The organism is Tardiphaga sp. 862_B3_N4_1 (assembly GCF_051811085.1).
Taxonomy (GTDB): domain Bacteria; phylum Pseudomonadota; class Alphaproteobacteria; order Rhizobiales; family Xanthobacteraceae; genus Tardiphaga; species Tardiphaga robiniae.
Map to the genome: position 1 here is coordinate 2,753,936 of NZ_JBPWQB010000002.1, position 18,794 is coordinate 2,772,729.

The 18,794-nt window shown below is 62.6% G+C and carries 19 protein-coding genes; 13 read left to right on the plus strand and 6 right to left on the minus strand.

The features are described from left to right. Nucleotides 1-165 precede the first annotated feature (165 nt). Nucleotides 166-1,314, plus strand: coding sequence for a GGDEF domain-containing protein (locus AB8B02_RS30325; protein WP_089262027.1), 1,149 nt, complete (start codon nucleotides 166-168; stop codon nucleotides 1,312-1,314). 181 nt (nucleotides 1,315-1,495) lie between these two features. Next, nucleotides 1,496-2,707, plus strand: a complete 1,212-nt coding sequence (gene zigA / locus AB8B02_RS30330) for a zinc metallochaperone GTPase ZigA (protein WP_120288517.1) — start codon at nucleotides 1,496-1,498, stop codon at nucleotides 2,705-2,707. Between the two features lie 4 nt (nucleotides 2,708-2,711). On the opposite strand, the gene AB8B02_RS30335 is transcribed toward zigA, so the two are convergent. The 3 genes from AB8B02_RS30335 to AB8B02_RS30345 are packed head-to-tail and all read right to left on the minus strand — an operon-like array spanning nucleotide 2,712 to nucleotide 5,268. Beyond that, a complete protein-coding gene (locus AB8B02_RS30335) occupies nucleotides 2,712-3,413 on the minus strand; it encodes a DUF1045 domain-containing protein (RefSeq protein ID WP_120288518.1) in 702 nt (233 codons plus the stop codon). 20 nt (nucleotides 3,414-3,433) lie between these two features. Next, nucleotides 3,434-4,621, minus strand: a complete 1,188-nt coding sequence (locus AB8B02_RS30340) for an alpha-D-ribose 1-methylphosphonate 5-triphosphate diphosphatase (protein WP_120288519.1) — start codon at nucleotides 4,619-4,621, stop codon at nucleotides 3,434-3,436. Next, nucleotides 4,618-5,268, minus strand: a complete 651-nt coding sequence (locus AB8B02_RS30345) for a chloramphenicol acetyltransferase (protein ID WP_120288520.1) — start codon at nucleotides 5,266-5,268, stop codon at nucleotides 4,618-4,620. The genes AB8B02_RS30340 and AB8B02_RS30345 overlap by 4 nt, the downstream gene beginning before the upstream one ends. A 224-nt stretch (nucleotides 5,269-5,492) precedes the next feature. Between AB8B02_RS30345 and phnC the strand changes: the two genes are divergently transcribed. The 4 genes from phnC to phnE (AB8B02_RS30365) all read left to right on the plus strand — a co-directional run bounded on the left by phnC (nucleotide 5,493) and on the right by phnE (AB8B02_RS30365) (nucleotide 9,177). Next, nucleotides 5,493-6,302, plus strand: coding sequence for a phosphonate ABC transporter ATP-binding protein (gene phnC / locus AB8B02_RS30350; protein WP_120288521.1), 810 nt, complete (start codon nucleotides 5,493-5,495; stop codon nucleotides 6,300-6,302). A gap of 126 nt (nucleotides 6,303-6,428) precedes the next feature. Beyond that, nucleotides 6,429-7,367 carry a phosphonate ABC transporter substrate-binding protein gene (gene phnD, locus AB8B02_RS30355; RefSeq protein WP_093759422.1) on the plus strand — a complete coding sequence of 313 codons (939 nt, stop codon included), beginning with the start codon at nucleotides 6,429-6,431 and terminating at the stop codon, nucleotides 7,365-7,367. An 80-nt stretch (nucleotides 7,368-7,447) separates the two neighbouring features. Then, complete coding sequence (phnE, locus tag AB8B02_RS30360) at nucleotides 7,448-8,332, plus strand: phosphonate ABC transporter, permease protein PhnE (protein ID WP_093759421.1); 885 nt, start codon at nucleotides 7,448-7,450, stop codon at nucleotides 8,330-8,332. Continuing rightward, nucleotides 8,329-9,177 (plus strand): phosphonate ABC transporter, permease protein PhnE, encoded by an 849-nt coding sequence (gene phnE, locus AB8B02_RS30365; protein WP_120288522.1) that lies wholly within the window; start codon nucleotides 8,329-8,331, stop codon nucleotides 9,175-9,177. The genes phnE (AB8B02_RS30360) and phnE (AB8B02_RS30365) overlap by 4 nt, the downstream gene beginning before the upstream one ends. Before the next feature lie 125 nt (nucleotides 9,178-9,302). Here the strand turns inward: phnE (AB8B02_RS30365) and AB8B02_RS30370 are convergent, their stop codons facing one another. Next, on the minus strand, nucleotides 9,303-9,953 hold the full coding sequence (locus tag AB8B02_RS30370) for a glutathione binding-like protein (RefSeq protein WP_120288523.1): 651 nt from the start codon (nucleotides 9,951-9,953) through the stop codon (nucleotides 9,303-9,305). A 99-nt stretch (nucleotides 9,954-10,052) separates the two neighbouring features. Between AB8B02_RS30370 and AB8B02_RS30375 the strand changes: the two genes are divergently transcribed. The 7 genes from AB8B02_RS30375 to AB8B02_RS30405 all read left to right on the plus strand — a co-directional run bounded on the left by AB8B02_RS30375 (nucleotide 10,053) and on the right by AB8B02_RS30405 (nucleotide 15,473). Then, complete coding sequence (locus tag AB8B02_RS30375; protein WP_120288524.1) at nucleotides 10,053-10,715, plus strand: TetR/AcrR family transcriptional regulator; 663 nt, start codon at nucleotides 10,053-10,055, stop codon at nucleotides 10,713-10,715. 90 nt (nucleotides 10,716-10,805) lie between these two features. Beyond that, nucleotides 10,806-11,171, plus strand: a complete 366-nt coding sequence (locus AB8B02_RS30380; protein WP_092139199.1) for a YciI family protein — start codon at nucleotides 10,806-10,808, stop codon at nucleotides 11,169-11,171. Beyond that, nucleotides 11,168-12,502 carry an RNA polymerase sigma factor gene (locus AB8B02_RS30385; protein ID WP_120288525.1) on the plus strand — a complete coding sequence of 445 codons (1,335 nt, stop codon included), beginning with the start codon at nucleotides 11,168-11,170 and terminating at the stop codon, nucleotides 12,500-12,502. The genes AB8B02_RS30380 and AB8B02_RS30385 overlap by 4 nt, the downstream gene beginning before the upstream one ends. A gap of 169 nt (nucleotides 12,503-12,671) precedes the next feature. After that, nucleotides 12,672-13,073 (plus strand): DoxX family protein, encoded by a 402-nt coding sequence (locus tag AB8B02_RS30390; protein ID WP_439065885.1) that lies wholly within the window; start codon nucleotides 12,672-12,674, stop codon nucleotides 13,071-13,073. A 15-nt stretch (nucleotides 13,074-13,088) separates the two neighbouring features. Continuing rightward, complete coding sequence (locus tag AB8B02_RS30395) at nucleotides 13,089-13,496, plus strand: VOC family protein (protein WP_068733526.1); 408 nt, start codon at nucleotides 13,089-13,091, stop codon at nucleotides 13,494-13,496. 254 nt (nucleotides 13,497-13,750) lie between these two features. Continuing rightward, a complete protein-coding gene (locus AB8B02_RS30400) occupies nucleotides 13,751-14,950 on the plus strand; it encodes a multidrug effflux MFS transporter (protein ID WP_089262001.1) in 1,200 nt (399 codons plus the stop codon). A gap of 40 nt (nucleotides 14,951-14,990) precedes the next feature. Beyond that, on the plus strand, nucleotides 14,991-15,473 hold the full coding sequence (locus AB8B02_RS30405) for an anthrone oxygenase family protein (protein ID WP_120288527.1): 483 nt from the start codon (nucleotides 14,991-14,993) through the stop codon (nucleotides 15,471-15,473). A 30-nt stretch (nucleotides 15,474-15,503) separates the two neighbouring features. Here the strand turns inward: AB8B02_RS30405 and AB8B02_RS30410 are convergent, their stop codons facing one another. Together AB8B02_RS30410 and AB8B02_RS30415 are read right to left on the minus strand one after the other, a co-directional pair. Beyond that, nucleotides 15,504-17,750, minus strand: coding sequence for a TonB-dependent siderophore receptor (locus AB8B02_RS30410; RefSeq protein WP_120288528.1), 2,247 nt, complete (start codon nucleotides 17,748-17,750; stop codon nucleotides 15,504-15,506). Between the two features lie 184 nt (nucleotides 17,751-17,934). Next, a complete protein-coding gene (locus tag AB8B02_RS30415) occupies nucleotides 17,935-18,738 on the minus strand; it encodes an SDR family NAD(P)-dependent oxidoreductase (protein ID WP_092139189.1) in 804 nt (267 codons plus the stop codon). Nucleotides 18,739-18,794 lie beyond the last annotated feature (56 nt).

Genomic DNA, 18,794 nt, shown 5'->3' on the forward strand with positions numbered 1-18,794 from the left:
TCTACCCGGATAAACTCGAATTCTCTGCATCCAGAGGAAGACGCTCCGCGCCTGACGGACAAGCGTGCGATTGGTAACTGCCGGTTAACTCAGTTAGATTTTGAGCGAGTTCGCCGATGAAAATTTCAGACTTTGGCGGTATCGGGTGCTTCGGGGAGAAGCGACGTGGTCAAATTCTGGAGATCAATTTTCGTAGGCGTTCCGGACCATGTCCGGATCGAACTCATCGACATGCTCTTCCAGACGCGTGTGCCGCTCTCGATCGCCGGCTTCACACTGGCCATCGTCTCGTGTCACGTCGCCATTAGTTCTGCAAATCCATGGTTCTACGGGTTGAGTGCAGCCGGAGTGATCGTCACGATCTTCCGCGTGGCCACCGAGGGCGTCTATCATCGCAGCAAAGGTCAACGCAGCTTCACCATCGCCGCGGCCGAGCGATGGGAGCGGCTTTACGCGTGGAGCAGCTACGTCTTTGCAGGATTGATCGGCCTGCTTGGCGCAGCGACTTTCTGGGCGAAGAATCCTGCGCATCAACTCCTGGCGACCGCGTTGGTGTTCGGCTATGCGGCCGGCATCGTCTGTCGGATTTCCGTCCGGCCGGGGATCGCATTGCCTGCCTTGATGCTGGTCGCCTTGCCGACGGCGTTCGCGGCGCTCGCCCGCGTCGATAGCAATCTGGCTTTCTATGCAGTGATCCTGATCGCGTTCCTGCTCGGCAGCTTCGAGACCGTGCGTTTCATCTATCGGCAGAATATCGAGCAGATCTCGCTCAAGCACGAATTCTCGACCCTCGCGCGGCACGATGCGCTGACGGGCCTGGCCAATCGGCTTGGCTTTCAGGAACGCCTCGCGATCATCGCCGCGCGCGCCAGGGCGGTGGGCTGTCTCATTGCCGTTCACAGCGTCGACCTCGATCGGTTCAAGGAGGTCAACGACGTGCATGGCCATCCGGTAGGCGATGCGTTGCTGCAGGCGGTCGCGAGCCGGCTCAGCGGAATTTTGCGCGACGGCGACTTCGCGGTGCGCATGGGCGGTGACGAATTCGTCGTGGTGCAATCCGTCGTCGGCAATCGCGAGGAGGCAATGTTGCTGGGCCGCCGCATCATTCGGACGCTCTCGGAGCCGTTCATCATCGATGGCTTGGAACTGACCGTTGGCGCCAGCGTCGGTATAGCCATCGGCCGCGAGGGTGACGATCCCTGCGATCTCACACCTGCTGCCGACAGGGCACTTTACGCCTCGAAAGCCAGCGGCCGAAACCGCGTGACCTTTGCCAAGCCGGTGGATGCCGAGACAATCGCGCGGGCAGGCTAACGTCGAGGCATTGAGCGTGGGCTGACCCGCGCCAGATGAATTTCCGGCAGATCAGAAAAGCTGACAACGCACCGACGGGATCGGTTGGCGCGGGGTTGACAGGCATGAAGATTGTAATGTTATAACATTACAAATAAGAAGAGCCCAATGTCCCGCACCCTCAAAAGACTGTTCGATCTCGATGCAAAAACTCCCCGTCACAGTCTTGTCCGGCTTCCTCGGGGCTGGAAAGACAACTTTGCTAAACCATGTGCTGAACAACCGTCACGGCCTGAAAGTGGCGGTGATTGTGAACGACATGAGCGAGGTGAACATCGATGCGGCCCTGGTTCGCGATGGCGGTGCCAACCTGTCGCGGACGGATGAGAAGCTGGTCGAGATGACCAATGGCTGCATCTGCTGCACGCTGCGCGACGATCTGCTGAAGGAGGTGCGTGCGCTCGCCGAGAGCAGGCGGTTCGATTACCTGCTGATCGAATCCACCGGAATTGCAGAGCCGCTGCCGGTGGCCGCGACCTTCGATTTCCGCGACGAGAACGGCGACAGCCTCTCCGACGTGGCGCAGCTCGATACCATGGTGACCGTCGTCGATGCGGTGAACCTGCTGAAGGACTATTCCTCCACCGACTTTCTGCAGGACCGCGGCGAGGCACTCGACGGCGACAAACGCACGCTGGTGGATCTGCTGGTGGAGCAGATCGAATTCGCGGATGTCGTCGTGCTCAACAAGGTCAATGACGCCACGCTTGAGCAATGCAACAGCGCGCGCAAGATCATCTGCGCGCTCAATCCCGATGCCGATATCATCGAGGCGAATTTTGCCAACGTGCCGTTCGACCGCGTGCTCGATACCGGCCGTTTTGATTTTGAAAAGGCGCAGCAGCATCCGCTCTGGCACAAGGAGCTCTATGGCTTCGCCGATCACGTGCCGGAGACCGAAGAATACGGCGTGACGAATTTCGTCTATCGCGCGCGGCGGCCGTTCGATCCCGAGAAGTTTCAGGCCTTTCTGCGCGAGAGCTGGGCCGGCGTGATCCGTAGCAAGGGGCATTTCTGGCTGGCAACGCGGCCACAATGGGTCGGCGAACTCAGCCAGGCGGGCGCCATCGTGCGTACCGAAGGCATGGGATTCTGGTGGGCCAATGTCCCCGTTGATCGCTGGCCGGACGATCCGTATTGGCGGCAGTCCCTGAAGAAGAACTGGAACGAGATCTATGGCGACCGGCGTCAGGAGATCGTCTTCATCGGTTCCGACATGGATGAAAGCGATATCCGTCGTCGGCTCGATGCCTGTCTCGTGCCTGGCAAGCCCGGCATGGATATCGCCGGTTGGGCCAAGCTCGCCGATCCGTTTCCGGCCTGGAAACGGGCCGACGAGATGGCATCCTCGTGACGCGTCAAGTCGCCGTCAGCGGCGCGTGACGCAGCACCTGGAAGCGCGACGTCGCAGATGTCTGGTGGAACAGGCCGATGCGGTCGATCCGCAGTGAGGTGAGATCAAGTGTCGCGAACCGCTGCTGCAGCATCGCCAGTACCGCGGCGCTGCGCTCGGGTGCAAGCCGTCCGGTCAGCGTCATGTGAAAGCGGAAGTCGTCGCGCACATAGGGATAGCCGAAACGATCCAGCTGCTCGACCTGCCGCGGCGTCAGGTTCTCCGGTTTGCGGCGCGCGCGATCGTTGGGCGTCATCGGTGCGCGGAACACCTCGAATCCCTCAACGCAGGCCTGAGCCAGTGTGGAAAGTTCAGCAGAGGGGGCATCCGGCACCACAGCCGTGAAGCCGCTGATGATACGAACCACAGGCGAGATTTCTGAGATGGCGCGGGGCATTCGCGCGAAGTCATCGAAGGCTGCGATCAGGTCGGCTTCGGTGGCTTCCGCCGCCAGCGAAAATGGTGCCTTCAGCGTGGCGTGAAAGCCGTATTTGCGCGGATCCTTGATGACAGCCGGCCAGTCCGGCGCCTGCATGATGAGGTCGCCGGGAACCAGCACGTCATTGCCGGTGAAGGGATCGTAGCCGAGGATTTTAGCGCCGAAGCGGGAGAGGGCGCTGTCGGCATCGGGGGCGTAATAGATCGCGTAACGCGGGAATTCACTCATGGCCGCACCATAAAGCCGCGTTACGCCGCGGCAATAGCTTTGCGTTGCATGGCACGCGCCGGCTGCAGGCGCGTGGCATCGGTGAGATGCACGAGCTTGCCCTGTGCGATCACGGCGACGATGCGGGGACGCATTGCGATGCTGTCATCGACGAGCAGCAAATCAGCGCGGCGCCCGCCCGCGATCTCGCCGCGGTCGGTGAGCCCGGCAGCCTTGGCCGGTGCGGACGAGATCAGCGCCCAAGCTTGCGGCAGCGACAGAATGCCATCATGGAGCAGCCGGAACGCGGCCAGCAATTGCGCGGGATAGTAATAGTCCGACGCCAGCACCGAGCAGAGGCCCTTGGCGATCATGTCGGACGCCTTGGTCCAGCCGGTATGGCTGCCGCCGCGCACCACATTGGGCGCGCCGAACACGATGAAGTCGCCAGCATCGGCGGCGGCTTGTGCGGTTTCCACGTTGATCGGGAATTCGGCGATATTGACGCCGAGCTTGCGGAAGTCGTCGCGCATCGCAGGGGTTGCGTCATCATGCGAGAGCGTCGGCACGCCGGCAGCGTTCGCCGCTTTGGCGAGGCGGGCAATCGAGGCAGGCACATCATCGGTGCGCGACAGCACGCGTTCGACCAGTTGATCGAAGGCCTCGCTCGTGAGGCCGGTGCGTTCGACCATCCGCTCGCGCTTCGCCGGCTTCGAGATTCCGGCGATGTCCATATGATCGTTGAAGGCGAGCAGATCGATGCGGCCGGCCTGCAGCCAGCCGACGATCTCATCTTCGGCGTCGAGATTGAACGTTTCCTGCCGCAGATGGAAGCGCGTGTCGGAGGCGAGCTTCGGCCGCAGCGTCTCGATGGCATCCAGCAGCTTGCGGGCGTTCTCCGCGCCGCGCAGGCCCGGCTCCCAGGACCATGTGGTGCCGTGAAACACTGTGGTGATGCCATTGGCGATGGCCTGCCGGTCGCTGTCGATCAAGGCGACATCGACCGGGAAGTCGACGCCGGGGCGCGGCATCAACTGCCGCTCGAAGGCGTCGCCATGCAGATCGACGATCCCCGGCAGCACCAGCAGATCGGAGGCATCGAGGCCGAGCACGCCATGGGGCGCATCCGATCCGATGTCCGCAATCACGCCATCCCCAATCTGCAGCGAAGTCTCGGCGATGTCCTGGCCGAGCAAAGTGCGTCCGCCGTCGATGAAAAGTCCAGTCATGTCACTGCCATCTGTCTGGGCGCCTTGACGCCTTTATACTTGCTCAGGAAATCCTCGACCGGGAGCTTGCGGAAATCCGGTAGCGCCTGTCGTAGCATCTCGTGGTCCCAGTTCCACCAGGCGAGGTCCATCAGCCCGTCTTCCACGGCTTCCGAAAATCGTCGCCGCACCGGCCGCGCCGGATTGCCGGCGACGATCGTATAGGGGGCGACGTCCTTGGTCACGATGGCCCCGGCGGCGATCACCGCGCCGGTGCCGATATTGCGGCCGGGCAGCACGATGGCGCCATGGCCGAGCCACACATCGTGGCCGATAGTGCAATGATGTTCGCGTCGCCAGGCAAAGAAGTCGGCGTCGTCGCTTTCGCCGGGGAAGTAGGCACTGGCGCGATAGGTGAAGTGGGCCTGCGTCGCCCGGTGCATCGGGTGATTGCCGGGATTGATCCGCGTCATCGCCGCAATCGAGCAGAACTTTCCGATCGTCGTGTAGGTGATCTGGCCGTCATTCACGACATATGAATAGTCGCCCATCGTCACTTCATTGAGGATCGTGCGCGCGCCGACTTCGGTATAGGCGCCGAGCTTGGTATCGACGAGTTTCGCGGTGGGATCGACCGCTGGCGTGAGCGAGAGTTGTTTTCCGGCCATGTGACGCTCGTGCGACGGAAGAGGAATCGGTGGGTGATATATTAGAGTGTGCGCTGGCGCGCGGGCACCTCTTCGGTCGGTTTCGTGACGGCGTCGTGACGTTCACATGAATTCGGGCGTCCTTTTCCCGCAACGACGATAACCCGTATGCGCAGGGCACATGTCACATCATTGTTAAACGCGGGCGTTACCGGTGGCGATGTCTATTGTCATTGGAGTGGCTCATGCTGGTGGTGGATAAGCTGACGTGCCGTTTCGGCGCCAAGGCTGCCGTCGATAACGCGTCGTTCGAGATCAAGCCCGGCGCATTCGTCGGCGTGATCGGTCGTTCCGGTGCCGGCAAGTCGACCATGCTGCGCATGATCAATCGCCTGTGCGAGCCGACCGAAGGCCGTATCGTATTTGATGGCACCGATGTTACCGCACTCAAGGGCCGCGATCTGCGCAAGTGGCGCGCGCGCTCGGCGATGATCTTCCAGCAGTTCAATCTCGTCGGCCGTCTCGACGTGCTGACCAATGTGCTGATGGGCCGTCTGGCCGAGATGCCGCAGTGGCGCTCGCTGACCCAGATGTGGCCTGAGGACGACCGTGCGCTGGCGATGTCGGCGCTGGAACAGTTCGACATGGCGCAATATGCCTCGCAGCGCGCCGATCAGCTCTCCGGCGGTCAGCAACAACGCGTCGCCATCGCTCGCGCCTTGGTGCAGCAGCCCGACATTATCCTCGCCGATGAGCCGATCGCCTCGCTCGATCCGCGCAACACCCGCATCGTCATGGATGCATTGCTGCGTATCAACAAGCACTTCGGCATTACCGTGATGTGCAACCTGCATTCGCTCGATCTGGCGCGCACCTATTGCGATCGCCTGATCGGGATGTCCGCCGGCCGCGTCGTGTTCGATGGCGCGCCTTCCGCGCTCACCGAACATATCGCCCGCGAACTCTACGATCTCGAAGCCGACGAGGTGATGGGATCGGCGCATATGCCGACGCCCGCCCGCGTTCCCGAATACGGCGTTGCCGCCGTCGCGTGATTGCAGTGCGTGATCGCCGTGCGTTGAAAGTATCGCGGTGACGTCATCGTAACGATGGCATCGCCGCGATAGACGCGCCTTCTACCAAGAAAAAACGTTTCACCTCAGATCAAAACAGGGACTGTCATGATCAACCGTCGCTCCATTCTGCTCAGCGCCGCGGCGCTGGCTTTCGCCGCCACCTCGGCCTCGGCCCAGGATTACAAGGCCAAGTATCCGGAACTGACCTTCGCCATCATCCCGGCGGAAAACGCCTCGGGCGTCACCGAGCGCTGGGCGCCCTTCGTCGCCTATCTGTCGAAAGAACTCGGCGTGAAGGTCAATTTGCGCATCGCCAATGACTACGCAGCCGTCATCGAAGGCCAGCGCTCCGGCAACATCCACATCGCCAGCTATGGTTCGGCCTCGTTCGCGCGCGCCCGCCTCACCGGCGTGAAGACCGATGCCTTTGCCAACGACATCAACATCGATGGCTCGACGGGCTATTACTCGGTGTTCTTCGTCAAGGCGAACAGCGCTTACAAGACCATCGATAATCTGAAGGGCAAGAACCTCGGTCTGGTCGATCCGAATTCGACCTCCGGCAACAACGTGCCGCGCTTCGAGCTGGACAAGATGGGCATCTCCGATGCCGACACCTATTTCAGCAAGGTCGTGTTCACCGGCAGCCACGAAAATGCGCTACTGGCGCTGTCGCAGGGCACCGTCGATGTCGCCGCCAACCAGTGGACCAACGACAACGACTCGACGCTGCAGCAGATGCTGACCAAGGGCATGCTGAAGAATGCCGACGGCACGCCGATGAAGAAGGAAGACTTCCGCATCATCCACAAGTCGGCCCCGATCATCAACGGCCCCTATGCCTATAGCTCCGACCTGCCGGAAGAGCTGAAGGTCGCCATCGCCAAGGCCTTCGTCGATGCACCGACCAAGGACAAGGCGGCTTTTGATCGCCTGTCGGACGGCCAGAAGAAGGGCTTCCACGCCGCGACCACCAAGGATTGGGACGCGACCATCGACCTGATCAAGTTCGTGGACGCGCTTCGCAAGAAGAAGGCGTCCTGATCGCCAGACGATTGAAGGGAGCCGGATCAGAAATGGTCCGGCTCCTTTTCTGTGTTTGATCCCAGATAGGCCCGCACATCATGTCCGCCGCCGTTTCCATTCTTCCGGCTCCGCAGCTCGCTGCGCTGAACGACGCCTATCGCAAGGCGGTGGCACGCCGGCGGTTGCGCACGCTGTTCGTTGTGGTGGCTTGCTTTGCAGCGCTGTTCGTCGCGGCGCTGGGCGCCGAGGTTAATCTCAGGACCTTCATCGAGAAGATCGGCAACTTCGGCAGCTATTTCGATCGCATCTTCACGCTCGAAGCCGGCACCCGGGTCTGGACAGATGTCAATGAATGGTTCTGGGGTTGGAAGAAGTGGCTGTCGCTGCTCGGCGAGACCGTGCTGATTAGCTATGTCGGTACGCTGATCGGCGCCGTGCTGGCCTTCGGGCTGAATTTTCTCGCGGCCGAGAACACTGCGCCCTCAGTGCCGCTGCGCTTTGCCGTGCGCCGCTTCATGGAATTCTGCCGGACCGTGCCGGATATCGTGTTCGCGCTGATCTTCGTCATCGCCTTTGGCCTCGGCCCGATGGCCGGCGTGTTGGCCATTGCGATCCACTGCGTTGGGGCGCTCGGCAAGCTCTATGGCGAGATCGTCGAGAATATCGACATGAAGCCGGTGGAAGGCATTCGCTCGACCGGAGCGGGCTGGATCGACTGCATGCGCTTTGCGGTGCTGCCGCAGGTCGCGGCCGGATTTGCGAGCTACACGCTGCTGCGCTTCGAGATCAATGTGCGTGGTGCCTCCGTGATGGGCTTCGTCGGCGCCGGCGGCATCGGCCAGGAACTCGTCGTTGCTGTCAGAAAGTTCTACTATTCCGACGTCAGTGCGATCCTGCTGATGATCATCGTCACGGTCTTCATCATCGACATCGGCACGGGCTGGCTGCGCGGCCGTCTGTTCGGCAAGGAAGCCAGATCATGAACAGGCAGCCTGACATCAATACCCCCGCATTGCGCGGGCGCTATCCTGATGTCTTCAGCCGCCCGATGGCGTCGCGCGCCGGCGTGCCCGCCATCCTGGTCGCGGCGCTGGCATTGTTCATCTTTGGGCTCAATGAACTCGATTTCTCGCCGGCGCGGATGTGGACCGGCCTGCGCGAACTCGGCTGGATCACCATGATGATGATCCCGCCGAATCCCGGTTCGTCGCTGCCTGCCTATCTGCAGGCGATGGGCGAGACGCTGTCGATCGCCTTGCTAGGCACGACTTTGGCCGCGGTGTTCGCGCTGCCGGTCAGCCTGCTCGCGGCACGCAATGTCATTCCGTCGGCATGGCTACGCTTTCCGGTCAGGCGGTTTCTGGATTCGATCCGCGGCGTCGATACGCTGATCTGGGCGCTGGTCTGGATCAACGTCGTCGGTCTCGGCCCGTTTGCCGGCGTGCTGGCGATCGCGATTTCGGATTTCGGCGCCTTCGGCAAATTGTTTTCGGAAGCCATTGAAGCCGCCGACAAGAAGCAGGTCGAGGGCATTCGGGCCTCCGGCGGCAGCGCAATGCACGAGATTCGTTTCGGCTTGATGCCGCAGGTTCTGCCTATCATCGCCGGACAGGTGCTGTATTTCATCGAGTCCAACACCCGCTCCGCCACCATCATCGGCATTGTCGGTGCGGGCGGTATCGGTCTTCAGCTCGCCGAGCAAATCCGCGTGCTGGAATGGCAGAAGGTCTCGTTTCTGATCCTGATGATCCTGGTCGCCGTGGCGGCAATCGACTGGATCTCCAGCCGATTGCGCTTTGCCATCATCGGTCGCCGCGCGGTGGCCTAACAACACATTCTGTCATGGCCGGGCTTGTCCCGGCCATCCACGTCTTTGTATGCGGCCAAGACGTGGATGCCCGGCATGGCGCCGGGCATGACGAGTTCTAGTTAGATCCAGGGTGGATTAGTTGATCACGCCGCCGCTTTGTGGCGCTCCTGTTCGGCCTTGAACAGTTCGAACTCTTCGGCAACCGCGCGCACGATGCTCGGGCGTTCGCGCAGGCGCTTGTGATAGGCCTTGATCGCCGGCCAATTGTTCAGATCGATCTCCGGCAACACCATCGTCCAGTTCAGCACCGTGACAAGATAGGCGTCGGCGACGCTGAACCTGTCGAGCAGGAAGCCGCGTCCGGTGAGATGGTTTTCGAGATAGGTCAGCCGCGACAATCCGCTTTGTAGTGCATAGGCCTTCATCTCCGGGGGCGCCTTCTTGGCCAGCAACGGGACGAACAGCCCCTTGTGCAGCTCGGTGCCGATGAAACACAGCCACTGCTGCAGCCGGCTGCGGTCGATGCCCGAACCCGCGGCGATGGGGGAGTGCGGAAACCAGTCGGCGACATGCTGCAGGATCGCAGCATTCTCGGTGAGGATGACGCCATCGTCGGTGCGCAACGTCGGCACCAGACCGAGCGGATTCACGTCGCGGAAATCCGAACCGTCGTTGCGCACCTCCTTGTTCAGTGGATCGACCTCGAAGAACCGGGCATCGGCGCCGGCTTCGGCCTCATACAGCGCGATGCGGGTGGCCATCGAACAGGCCATCGGGGAGAAATACAGATCCATGGAAGCCTCCTTGAGATGGCGGACTGTTGCGACCGGTCCGCCGGTTGATTTTCGTACCGTCTCGCATAATATAAATTCGGTCAAGGGATTTAATGCGAAATGGTACAAAAAAAGAAAAAGCCCGTCGGCGTGGCGAAGCCGGAGGTGGCCACCGAGCCGAAGCGCCGCGGCAGGCCACGCGCCTATGAGCCCGACGTGGCGATCGGTCAGGCGCTGGCGCTGTTTCGCAAGGGCGGTTATGCGGCGACGTCGCTCGACGATCTCAGCGAAGTGACCGGCATGAACCGGCCGTCGCTCTACGGCGCCTTCGGCGACAAGCGCGCGCTCTATATCAAGAGCTACCAGCGCTATCGCGACGACTACACCGTCCGGGTCATCGCGATCTTCAAGGCCGATATCGACATCCGGGAGCGGCTGCGCCGGTTCTTCGATGCGGCACTCGACATCTACACCACAGGCGATACCGCGCCGCGCGGCTGTTTTGCTGTCATGACGGTGGCGTCCGACGCTATCGCCGATCCGGAGATCGGCGCGATGATGCGCGAAAATTTTGTCGAGCTCGATGACGCCTTTGGCTGGTGTTTCAAGACCGCCGTCGCGCGCGGCGAATTGCCGGAGACGATCGATGTTCCCACGCTGTCGCAGATGGCGTCTGCGATACTGAATATGCTCTCGATCCGGTCCCGTGCCGGTGTTCCGCGCGCAGAGCTGGAGGCGTTCCTGCAGAAGGCGGTCGGCCTGTTATGCCGGTTCGCCGCATGACGTGTTCCACGTCGCCGCGCTCCCAACAATAATTTCCGCTAACCTGTCGGGATCGCACGATGCCGACCGTCTTTCATCCAAGGAGACCCCATGCTTTACGCCATCCTCTGCTACCATGATGAAGCCGTTGTCGGCGGCTGGTCGAAGGACGAAGACGACGCCGTGATGGCGAAGCTCGCCGTTGTGCACGGCAAGCTCGCGCAGCAGGGCCGGCTCGGTCCCGTGGCGCGACTGCTGCCGACCACCGCGGCGACAACGTTGCGCAAGGACGAGCCGCCGGTGGTGCTGGACGGCCCCTTCGCTGAAACCAAGGAACAGTTGCTCGGCTTCTATGTCGTCGAGGCCGAAAACCTCGACGGCGCGCTGGAGATTGCGCAGGACCTCGGCCGCGCCAATCCCGGCGGCGCCTATGAAATTCGCCCGATCGGCGTCTTCCACGGAGCGTTCCAGCCATGACCGATGTCGCCTGGATCGATGCGGCGCTGACCTCGGCGCGTCCCCAGGCGCTTGGCGCGCTGCTGCGCTATTTCCGCAATCTCGACACAGCAGAGGAGGCGTTCCAGAATGCCTGCCTGCGCGCGCTGAAGACTTGGCCGCAAAATGGCCCGCCGCGCGATGCCGCGGCCTGGCTGATCATGGTCGGTCGCAACGTCGCTATCGACGATATCCGCCGTGGCGCGAAGCAGCAGCCGCTGCCGGAGGACGACCACGCGATATCCGATCTGGATGATGCCGAGAGCGAACTCGCCGAGCGTCTCGATGGCTCGCATTATCGCGACGATATCCTGCGGCTGTTGTTCATCTGCTGCCATCCGCAACTCCCGGCGACGCAGCAGATTGCGCTGGCACTGCGGATCGTCTCGGGCCTGACGGTGAAGCAGATCGCCCGCGCGTTCCTCGTCTCGGATGCCGCGATGGAACAGCGCATCACCCGTGCCAAATCTGCCGTCGCCAAGGCCAATGTGCCGTTCGAGACGCCCGGCGCGCCGGAACGCAGCGAGCGTCTCGCTGCCGTGGCCGCCATGCTCTATCTGATCTTCAACGAGGGTTATTCGGCGTCAGGCGAGAGCATCGATCTGCGCGCGCCATTATGCGAGGAGGCGATCCGCCTGGGACGGCTGCTGCTTAAGCTATTTCCGGCCGAACCGGAGATCATGGGCCTCGCAGCGTTGATGCTGCTGCAATATGCCCGTTCGGCGGCGCGCTTCGATGCCAATGGCGCGCTGGTGTTGCTCGACGATCAGGACCGCACGCTGTGGAACGGCAAGATGATCGCCGAAGGCCTGGCGTTGATCGACAAGGCGATGCGCCATCGCCGCACCGGCGCCTATCAGATCCAGGCGGCCATTGCCGCGTTGCATGCCCGCGCGGCCAAGCCGGAAGACACCGACTGGGCGCAGATCGAGTTGCTTTATGGCTCGCTGGAAATCCTGCAGCCGTCGCCGGTGATCACGCTCAACCGCTCGGTGGCGGTTTCGAAAGTGCGCGGTCCCGAAGCGGCGCTGGAGATGATCGCGCCATTGGCCGCAAAGCTCTCGAACTATTTCCACTTTTTCGGCGTGCAAGGCGCATATCTGATGCAACTCGGCCGCAACGATGAAGCGCGGGAAAGCTTCAACCGCGCCATCGCGCTGGCCAATACGTCGGCGGAGGCCGATCACATCCGGATGCATCTCGACCGGCTGATGCTGGAGAGCAAGCCGCCGAACAGTAGCCGCAAACGAAAGACGGGCGAGACGCTTTCTGCTCCCTCCCCCCTTGCGGGGGAGGGCCGGGGAGGGGGGTAACCACAAGCGATGGCGTGTGTGGCACCCCCTCCCGGCGCTGCGCGCCACCCTCCCCCGCAAGGGGGGAGGGAAGAAAGTACACCGCGAATAATTTCTATGGCGGTGTCGGATTGCGTCGATGCCGCTCGTCTTTGAGACATCGGCAGCTATTCGAACACAGGACCATTTCATGCCCGTTTCCCCTACCGCGCTCTGGATCGGCCGCATTCTCAGCGGCCTCGTCATTCTCTTTCTTGTGATGGATGGCGGGATCAAGCTGGTGCCGATCAAGGAGGTTACCGAGACCATGCAGCAGCTCGGCTATAGTGGCAGTATGGCGCAGGCGCGCGGCCTTGGCGTTCTCACGCTGCTCTGCGCATTGCTGTACGCGATCCCGCGCACGTCCGTTTTCGGCGCCATTCTGCTCACCGGGCTTCTCGGCGGCGCGATGGCGACACATCTGCGCGTCGACAGCCCGCTGTTCACGCATCTGTTGTTTGGCTTTTACATCGGCGTGATGGCATGGGGTGGGCTGTACCTGCGCGATCCCGCTATGCGCGCGATGATCCCGATCCGAAACCAGAGTTTTTAACCGGAGGAAAGAGCGATGCAGGTCAATCCCTATCTTCACTACAACGGCAATTGCGAAGAGGCCCTCAATTTCTATGTGAAGGCAATCGGGGCCAAGATCGACGTCATCATGCATGTGGAAGGCTCGCCCGCGGCGGAACAGATGCCGCCGTCGATGGCCAAGAAGGTGCTGCATGGCCAGATCTCGGTCGATGGCGAGGTCATCATGGCCTCGGACGCGCCGCCGGATTATTTCGAGAAGATGCAGGGCATGTCGGTCTGTCTGCAGATCCAGGATCCTGCAGATGGCGCCAAGGTCTTCGCGGCATTGTCCGAGGGCGGCACCATCAAGATGCCGTTCGGCGCCACGTTCTGGTCAAAGGGATTTGGTATGTGTGTCGACAAATTCGGTGCGCCCTGGATGATCAACTGCGCGATGGAGTGATGTGAGGCGTACGCCGCTTTCTTACCTCTCCCCGCGCCTGCGCGGGGAGAGGTCGCCGCGTCTTCGCGGCGGGTGAGGGGCGGGGCACGATGCCAACCGCTTGATTGGCGTGTAGGGCTCGCTTCCGCTACAAGGCGCCCCGTCAGATCATTGGTGTTGTGAGAGGCTGTGCCTTGCTCCTCATCCCAGCCGGCGTGTCACGATCAGCGATCGAAGATGCGTCGCGGCCACGTTGAACAAGAAAAGAAAATCCCATGTCCGCCTTTACCCGCAACGCCGTCGTGCTCGGCCTGCTCTCCGCCGTCGGTCCCTTCGCCATCGACATGTATCTGCCGGCGCTGCCGGCGATCACCGCCGATTTGCACACCACGACCTCGGCGACGCAGATGACGCTGATTGCGTTCTTCATCGCCTTCGGCCTGTGCCAGATCGCTTATGGTCCGCTATCCGACGTCTATGGCCGCAAGGCGCCGCTTTATGCAGGTCTGACGCTGTTCATCGCCGGCTCGATCGGTTGCGCGCTGGCGCCGGGTGTGGCGTGGCTGATCGCGTTCCGCTTTGTCCAGGGTCTCGGCGCCGCCGCCATGGGCGTGATCCCGCGCGCCATCATTCGCGATCTGCACACCGGCCCTGAGGCGACGAAACTGATGGCGCTGGTGATGCTGGTATTCTCGGTATCGCCGATTCTCGCGCCGCTCGGCGGCAGCGCGTTGATCGTGCCGTTCGGCTGGCGTGCGGTGTTCGTCGCAACGACCATCGCAGCCGTCATTGCTCTTGTGCTGGTGGCCTCGCTGCTGCCGGAGACGCGCCCCGCGCATGAGCGCATCTCGGGCAGTGTGCGCAATGTGCTCGGCAGCTTCGGCGAGCTTTTGCGCGACTGGCACTTCCTCGGGCTCACCTTCATCGGTGGCCTCGGCATGGCGAGCTTCTTTGCGTTCCTTGCGACATCGTCCTTTGTCTATATCGGGCACTACGGCCTGACGCCGACGCAATACAGCCTGGCCTTCTCGGTCAATGCCATCGGCTTCATCGGCGCCTCGCAATTCGCGGGCTATCTCGGTGGCCGCTTCGGCATGGGCCGCGTGGTGATGGCGGCGGTGTCGGCCTATGCGTTTTTCGCAGTCGTGCTGCTGGCGCTGACACTGGCCGGCTTCACCAGCCTTGCCGTGCTGATCCCGCTGCTGTTCGTGTCCTTCGCCTTCCTCGGTCTGGTGATCCCGTCGACCATGGTGCTGTCGCTGGAGAACCACGGCCCCATCGCCGGCATCGCCTCCGCCCTGGGCGGTACGCTGCAGATGGTCACCGGTGGTCTGATGATCGGCGTGTCCGGCCTGTTCTTCGATGGCACCTCGCTGCCGATGGTGGCGACCATCGCCTGCACGGCAGTTGGTGCGCTTGCCGTCAGTATCGCCACGCTACGCCCGCGCGAACTTTCGCCGCAGCTTGCGGAGTAGTAAAACTGCTAGGCTGCGCGCCGACGGGGTCGAGGTGAGGATGGGACGAATGTCGTTCGGCCTGACATTTGCGGCAGCGATAGGCTCCGGCCTGATGGCCGGGCTGTTCTTCGTATTCTCGGTCACGGTGATGACCGCGCTCGGCAAGTTGCCGGCACCGGCCGGTATTGCCGCGATGCAGTCGATCAACAGCACGATTCTCAGCCCGCTGTTCCTCACCGCTTTCATGGGCACGGTGCTGCTCTGCGTCGTCATCGCTGTGATCGCGGTGCTGAACTGGTCGCATCCGGCGTCACCCTATCTCGTCACGGGTGCACTGCTCTATACCGTCGGTACCTTCCTCGTCACCGTTGTCTTCAACGTGCCGCTGAACGACGCGCTCGCTGCCGCACCCGCCGACAGCGCCGAGACTGCAAGTCTGTGGACGCGCTATCTGTCGGTCTGGACCGGCTGGAACCACGTGCGCACGGCGGCATCCACCGGCGCGCTGGCCTTTTTTATGCTGGGGCTCCGCGTTCTCTAGAGCGTTTTCGAGCGAAGCGGGTGCCAGGTCTCAGAACCGATACGTCGCGGTGCTCAGCAGCGTGCGGCCCATGCCGTAGAAGCAGTCGCCGAATGACAGACAGGTGGCGATGTTGCGGGTGTCGGCAATATTGGTCGCATTGAACTGCAGCCGCCACGGGCCGTTGTCCCAGCGCACCATGGCGTCGAACAGCGTGTAGTCGGGCGTGCGCAGCAGGTCGATGCCGTCCCAGGATTCGCCGATGTAACGCACGCCGGCGCCGACGGTGACCTCAGGCAGGCCGAGCGATGCCAGGCGATATTTTCCCCACAATGATGCCTGCTGCTGCGGCACGCTGGCGACGCGCTTGCCGGCATTGTCGCCGGATTCGATCCGCGCGTCCGTATAGGCATAGGCGCCGATCAGGTCGAGATTGGGTGTGACGCTGGTCAGCACTTCCAGCTCAAGGCCCTTGATCCGCACCTGGCCGGTCTGGATCGAGAAGACGCCGGGTCCGGAGGACAGCCTGTTGCGCTCGGTGGTGTCGTAGATCGCCGCATTGATCGCGGTGCCGGCGAACGGATTGTACTTGAAACCGACCTCGAACTGCTCGCCGCGCACCGGCTTGCAGAATCCGCTTTCGCAGGTGTTGGCGCCGAATACCGGGTTGAACGATTGCGCCCAGGACACATAGGGCGTCACGCCGAACGGCAATTCGTACATCAGCGCGGCGCGGCCGGTGGTGGCCCTGTCGTTCTGGGTGGGCAGTCCCTCGACACTATAGCTGACATAGTCCTGCCGCACGCCGAGCAGCGCCAGCCACGGGCCCAGCCGCATCTGGTCCTGGGCATAGAAGCCGGTCTGGCCCTGCTGTGCCTGGGGATCGTCGGTCAGCGACGCGGAGAAACTGCTATAGACCGGTGCATACAGGTCGAACGGCCGCGGATCGAGGCCGCTGCCGCTGCGGGTTTTCTCGTGCAGACCGAGATAGTCGATGCCCACCAGCACCTTGTGCGACACCGCTCCGGTCTGCAGCTTGATTTCGGCATTGCTGTCGGAGGTGAAGGCGTCCTTCGCGGCCTGACGGGCATAATAGATCCGCTGCACGGTACGCCGGCCGGCGTCGAGGAATGGGTTGGTCGGGTTGGAATACAGGTCCGGATACATGATGGCGTAATCGCCGTCGGTGTGGCTGTAGCGGAAGCTTTGCTTGATCTTCAGCATATCGCCGAAGCTCTGCTCGTAGAGGCTGGTGACGCCGCCGGTGGTGATGTTGTAGCGATCGTAATTCGGTTCGCCGGCGAAGCGGTTGACCGGAATATAGCCGTTGGGGCCGGGCTTCAGCACGCCTTCGATGGGCAGGAAGGCGCTGAACGAGCTGGAACTGTCCTTCTGGTAGTTGCCGAGCACGGTCCAGGAGATATCATTGGTCGGGCGCCAGGTCAGCGACGGCGCCAGCAGGATGCGGTCGTTCGGCACGTAGTCGACCTGCGAGTTGGAGTCGCGTAGCACGCCGACGAAGCGATACAGCCACTCGCCATCCTTGGTCAGCTTGCCGGTGGAGTCCATCTGCAATTGTTTGCGGTCGAAGGAACCATACTGCACGCCGATCTCGTTACGGGATTCGGCCTGCGGGCGCTTCGATACTTCGTTGAGCACGCCGCCGGTGGACGAGCCGCCATATAGCACGGACGATGGCCCGCGCAGCACCTCGATGCGCTCCAGCGCGTAGGGATCGCGGCGCCATTCCAGTACCTGACTGAGCCGCGAGCCCTGCATGCCGTCGAGATAGCGGCTCGGCTCCTGGCCGCGGATCAACGTGTAGTCGCCGCGGGCATCGCCGCCGAACGGATCGGCGGTCACGCCGGGCACATAGCGCAGGGTTTCCTGGACAGATAGGCCGCCCTGGTCGGTGATGCGATCGGCAGTCACGACCGAGATCGACTGCGGCGTCTCGCGGAGTGGCGTGTCGGTCTTGGTGCCGCCCATGCCGCGATTGGCGAGATAGCCCTGCACCGGGCCGGTGGCGGTTTCCGCGCGAACCCAGGGAGCCGCGGCGACGGCCGCAACCGGCGCATTGTTGCGTGCCGCAGCCTGGCGTGTTGCACGCGCGCGAGCGGTCGATGGGCGGGTCGCTCGTGCACGCGCGGCCGGGCGAACGGGTTGATCCACCACCACGGCTGGCAATGCGGTGCTGCCTTGCGGCGATTGAGCCTGCGATGGCGTCGTGATCAACGCCAGCATCGGCAGCGCCGTCCCGACCAGCCATCCCAGATGTGTGGAAGATTTGAATGTCATTTGCCCGCACCCCATTACCAAGTGATGCAGGCGACTTATCACGCAGCGACGCAGCCGGAAGACGTCCGGGGCGTCATACAATTAGTCTGGAATTAGTATCTCTCTAAGTTGGCAAAGCTGCGCGATCGAATCGGCAGCCGCGCAATCCGGATGATGCTGCACGTCATCCGGGCACGGACCTTCGCTAGCCGTTGATGCCCTCGCGCCGCAGCGTCGGCAGGCCGATGCCGGTGGCGTCGAAACCGCCGTCGACCGCCAGCATCTGGCCGGTGATGTAGCTCGACCGGTCGCTGCACAGGAAGAAGATCGCGTCCGCGAGTTCGTCCTCGCCGCCATAGCGATTGAGCGGGATCGCATCGTGATAATCGGCGCGGATCGCCGGCGTATGCACGGCCTTGGCCATCGCCGTCTCCACCGGGCCTGGCGCCACCGCATTGACGCGGATGCCGAGCAGCGCGAGCTCGACAGCGGACTGCTTGGTGAAGTGAATGATGCCGGCCTTGCTGGTGCCGTAGGCGACGCGCAGCGTGGACGCGCGTAGCGCCGAGATCGAGGCGATGTTGACGATGGCGCCGCCGCCATGCTCGCGCATCAAGGGGGCCGCCGCCTTGGTGCACAGGAACGGGCCGGTGAGGTTCACGGCCATGATGCGTTCCCACTCCTCGAGCGTCGTCTCGAGCAGAGGCTTGAAATTCGCAATGCCGGCATTGTTGACCAGCGCATCGAGCCGGCCGAAGCGGGCCTGCGTGGCAGCAAAGGCCTTGTCGACAGCAGCAGCGTCGGAGACATCCGTATGCAGCGCCAGCGTGTTGTCGGGATCGTTCAGCGCCTTGACGCTGGCGTCGAGCAGCTCGCGTTCGATATCCAGCAGCGCGACACGATAGCCTTCGCCAAGAAAGCGCTTGGCCACGGCAAGGCCGATGCCGCGCGCGGCGCCGGTGACGAGTGCAACCTTGCGAATCTGTTCCTTGCCGTCAGCCTTGGTCATGTCCTGCCCTGTGTCTTGATCACTTCAGGGCTGTTTAGAGAACGACAACGGCCGGG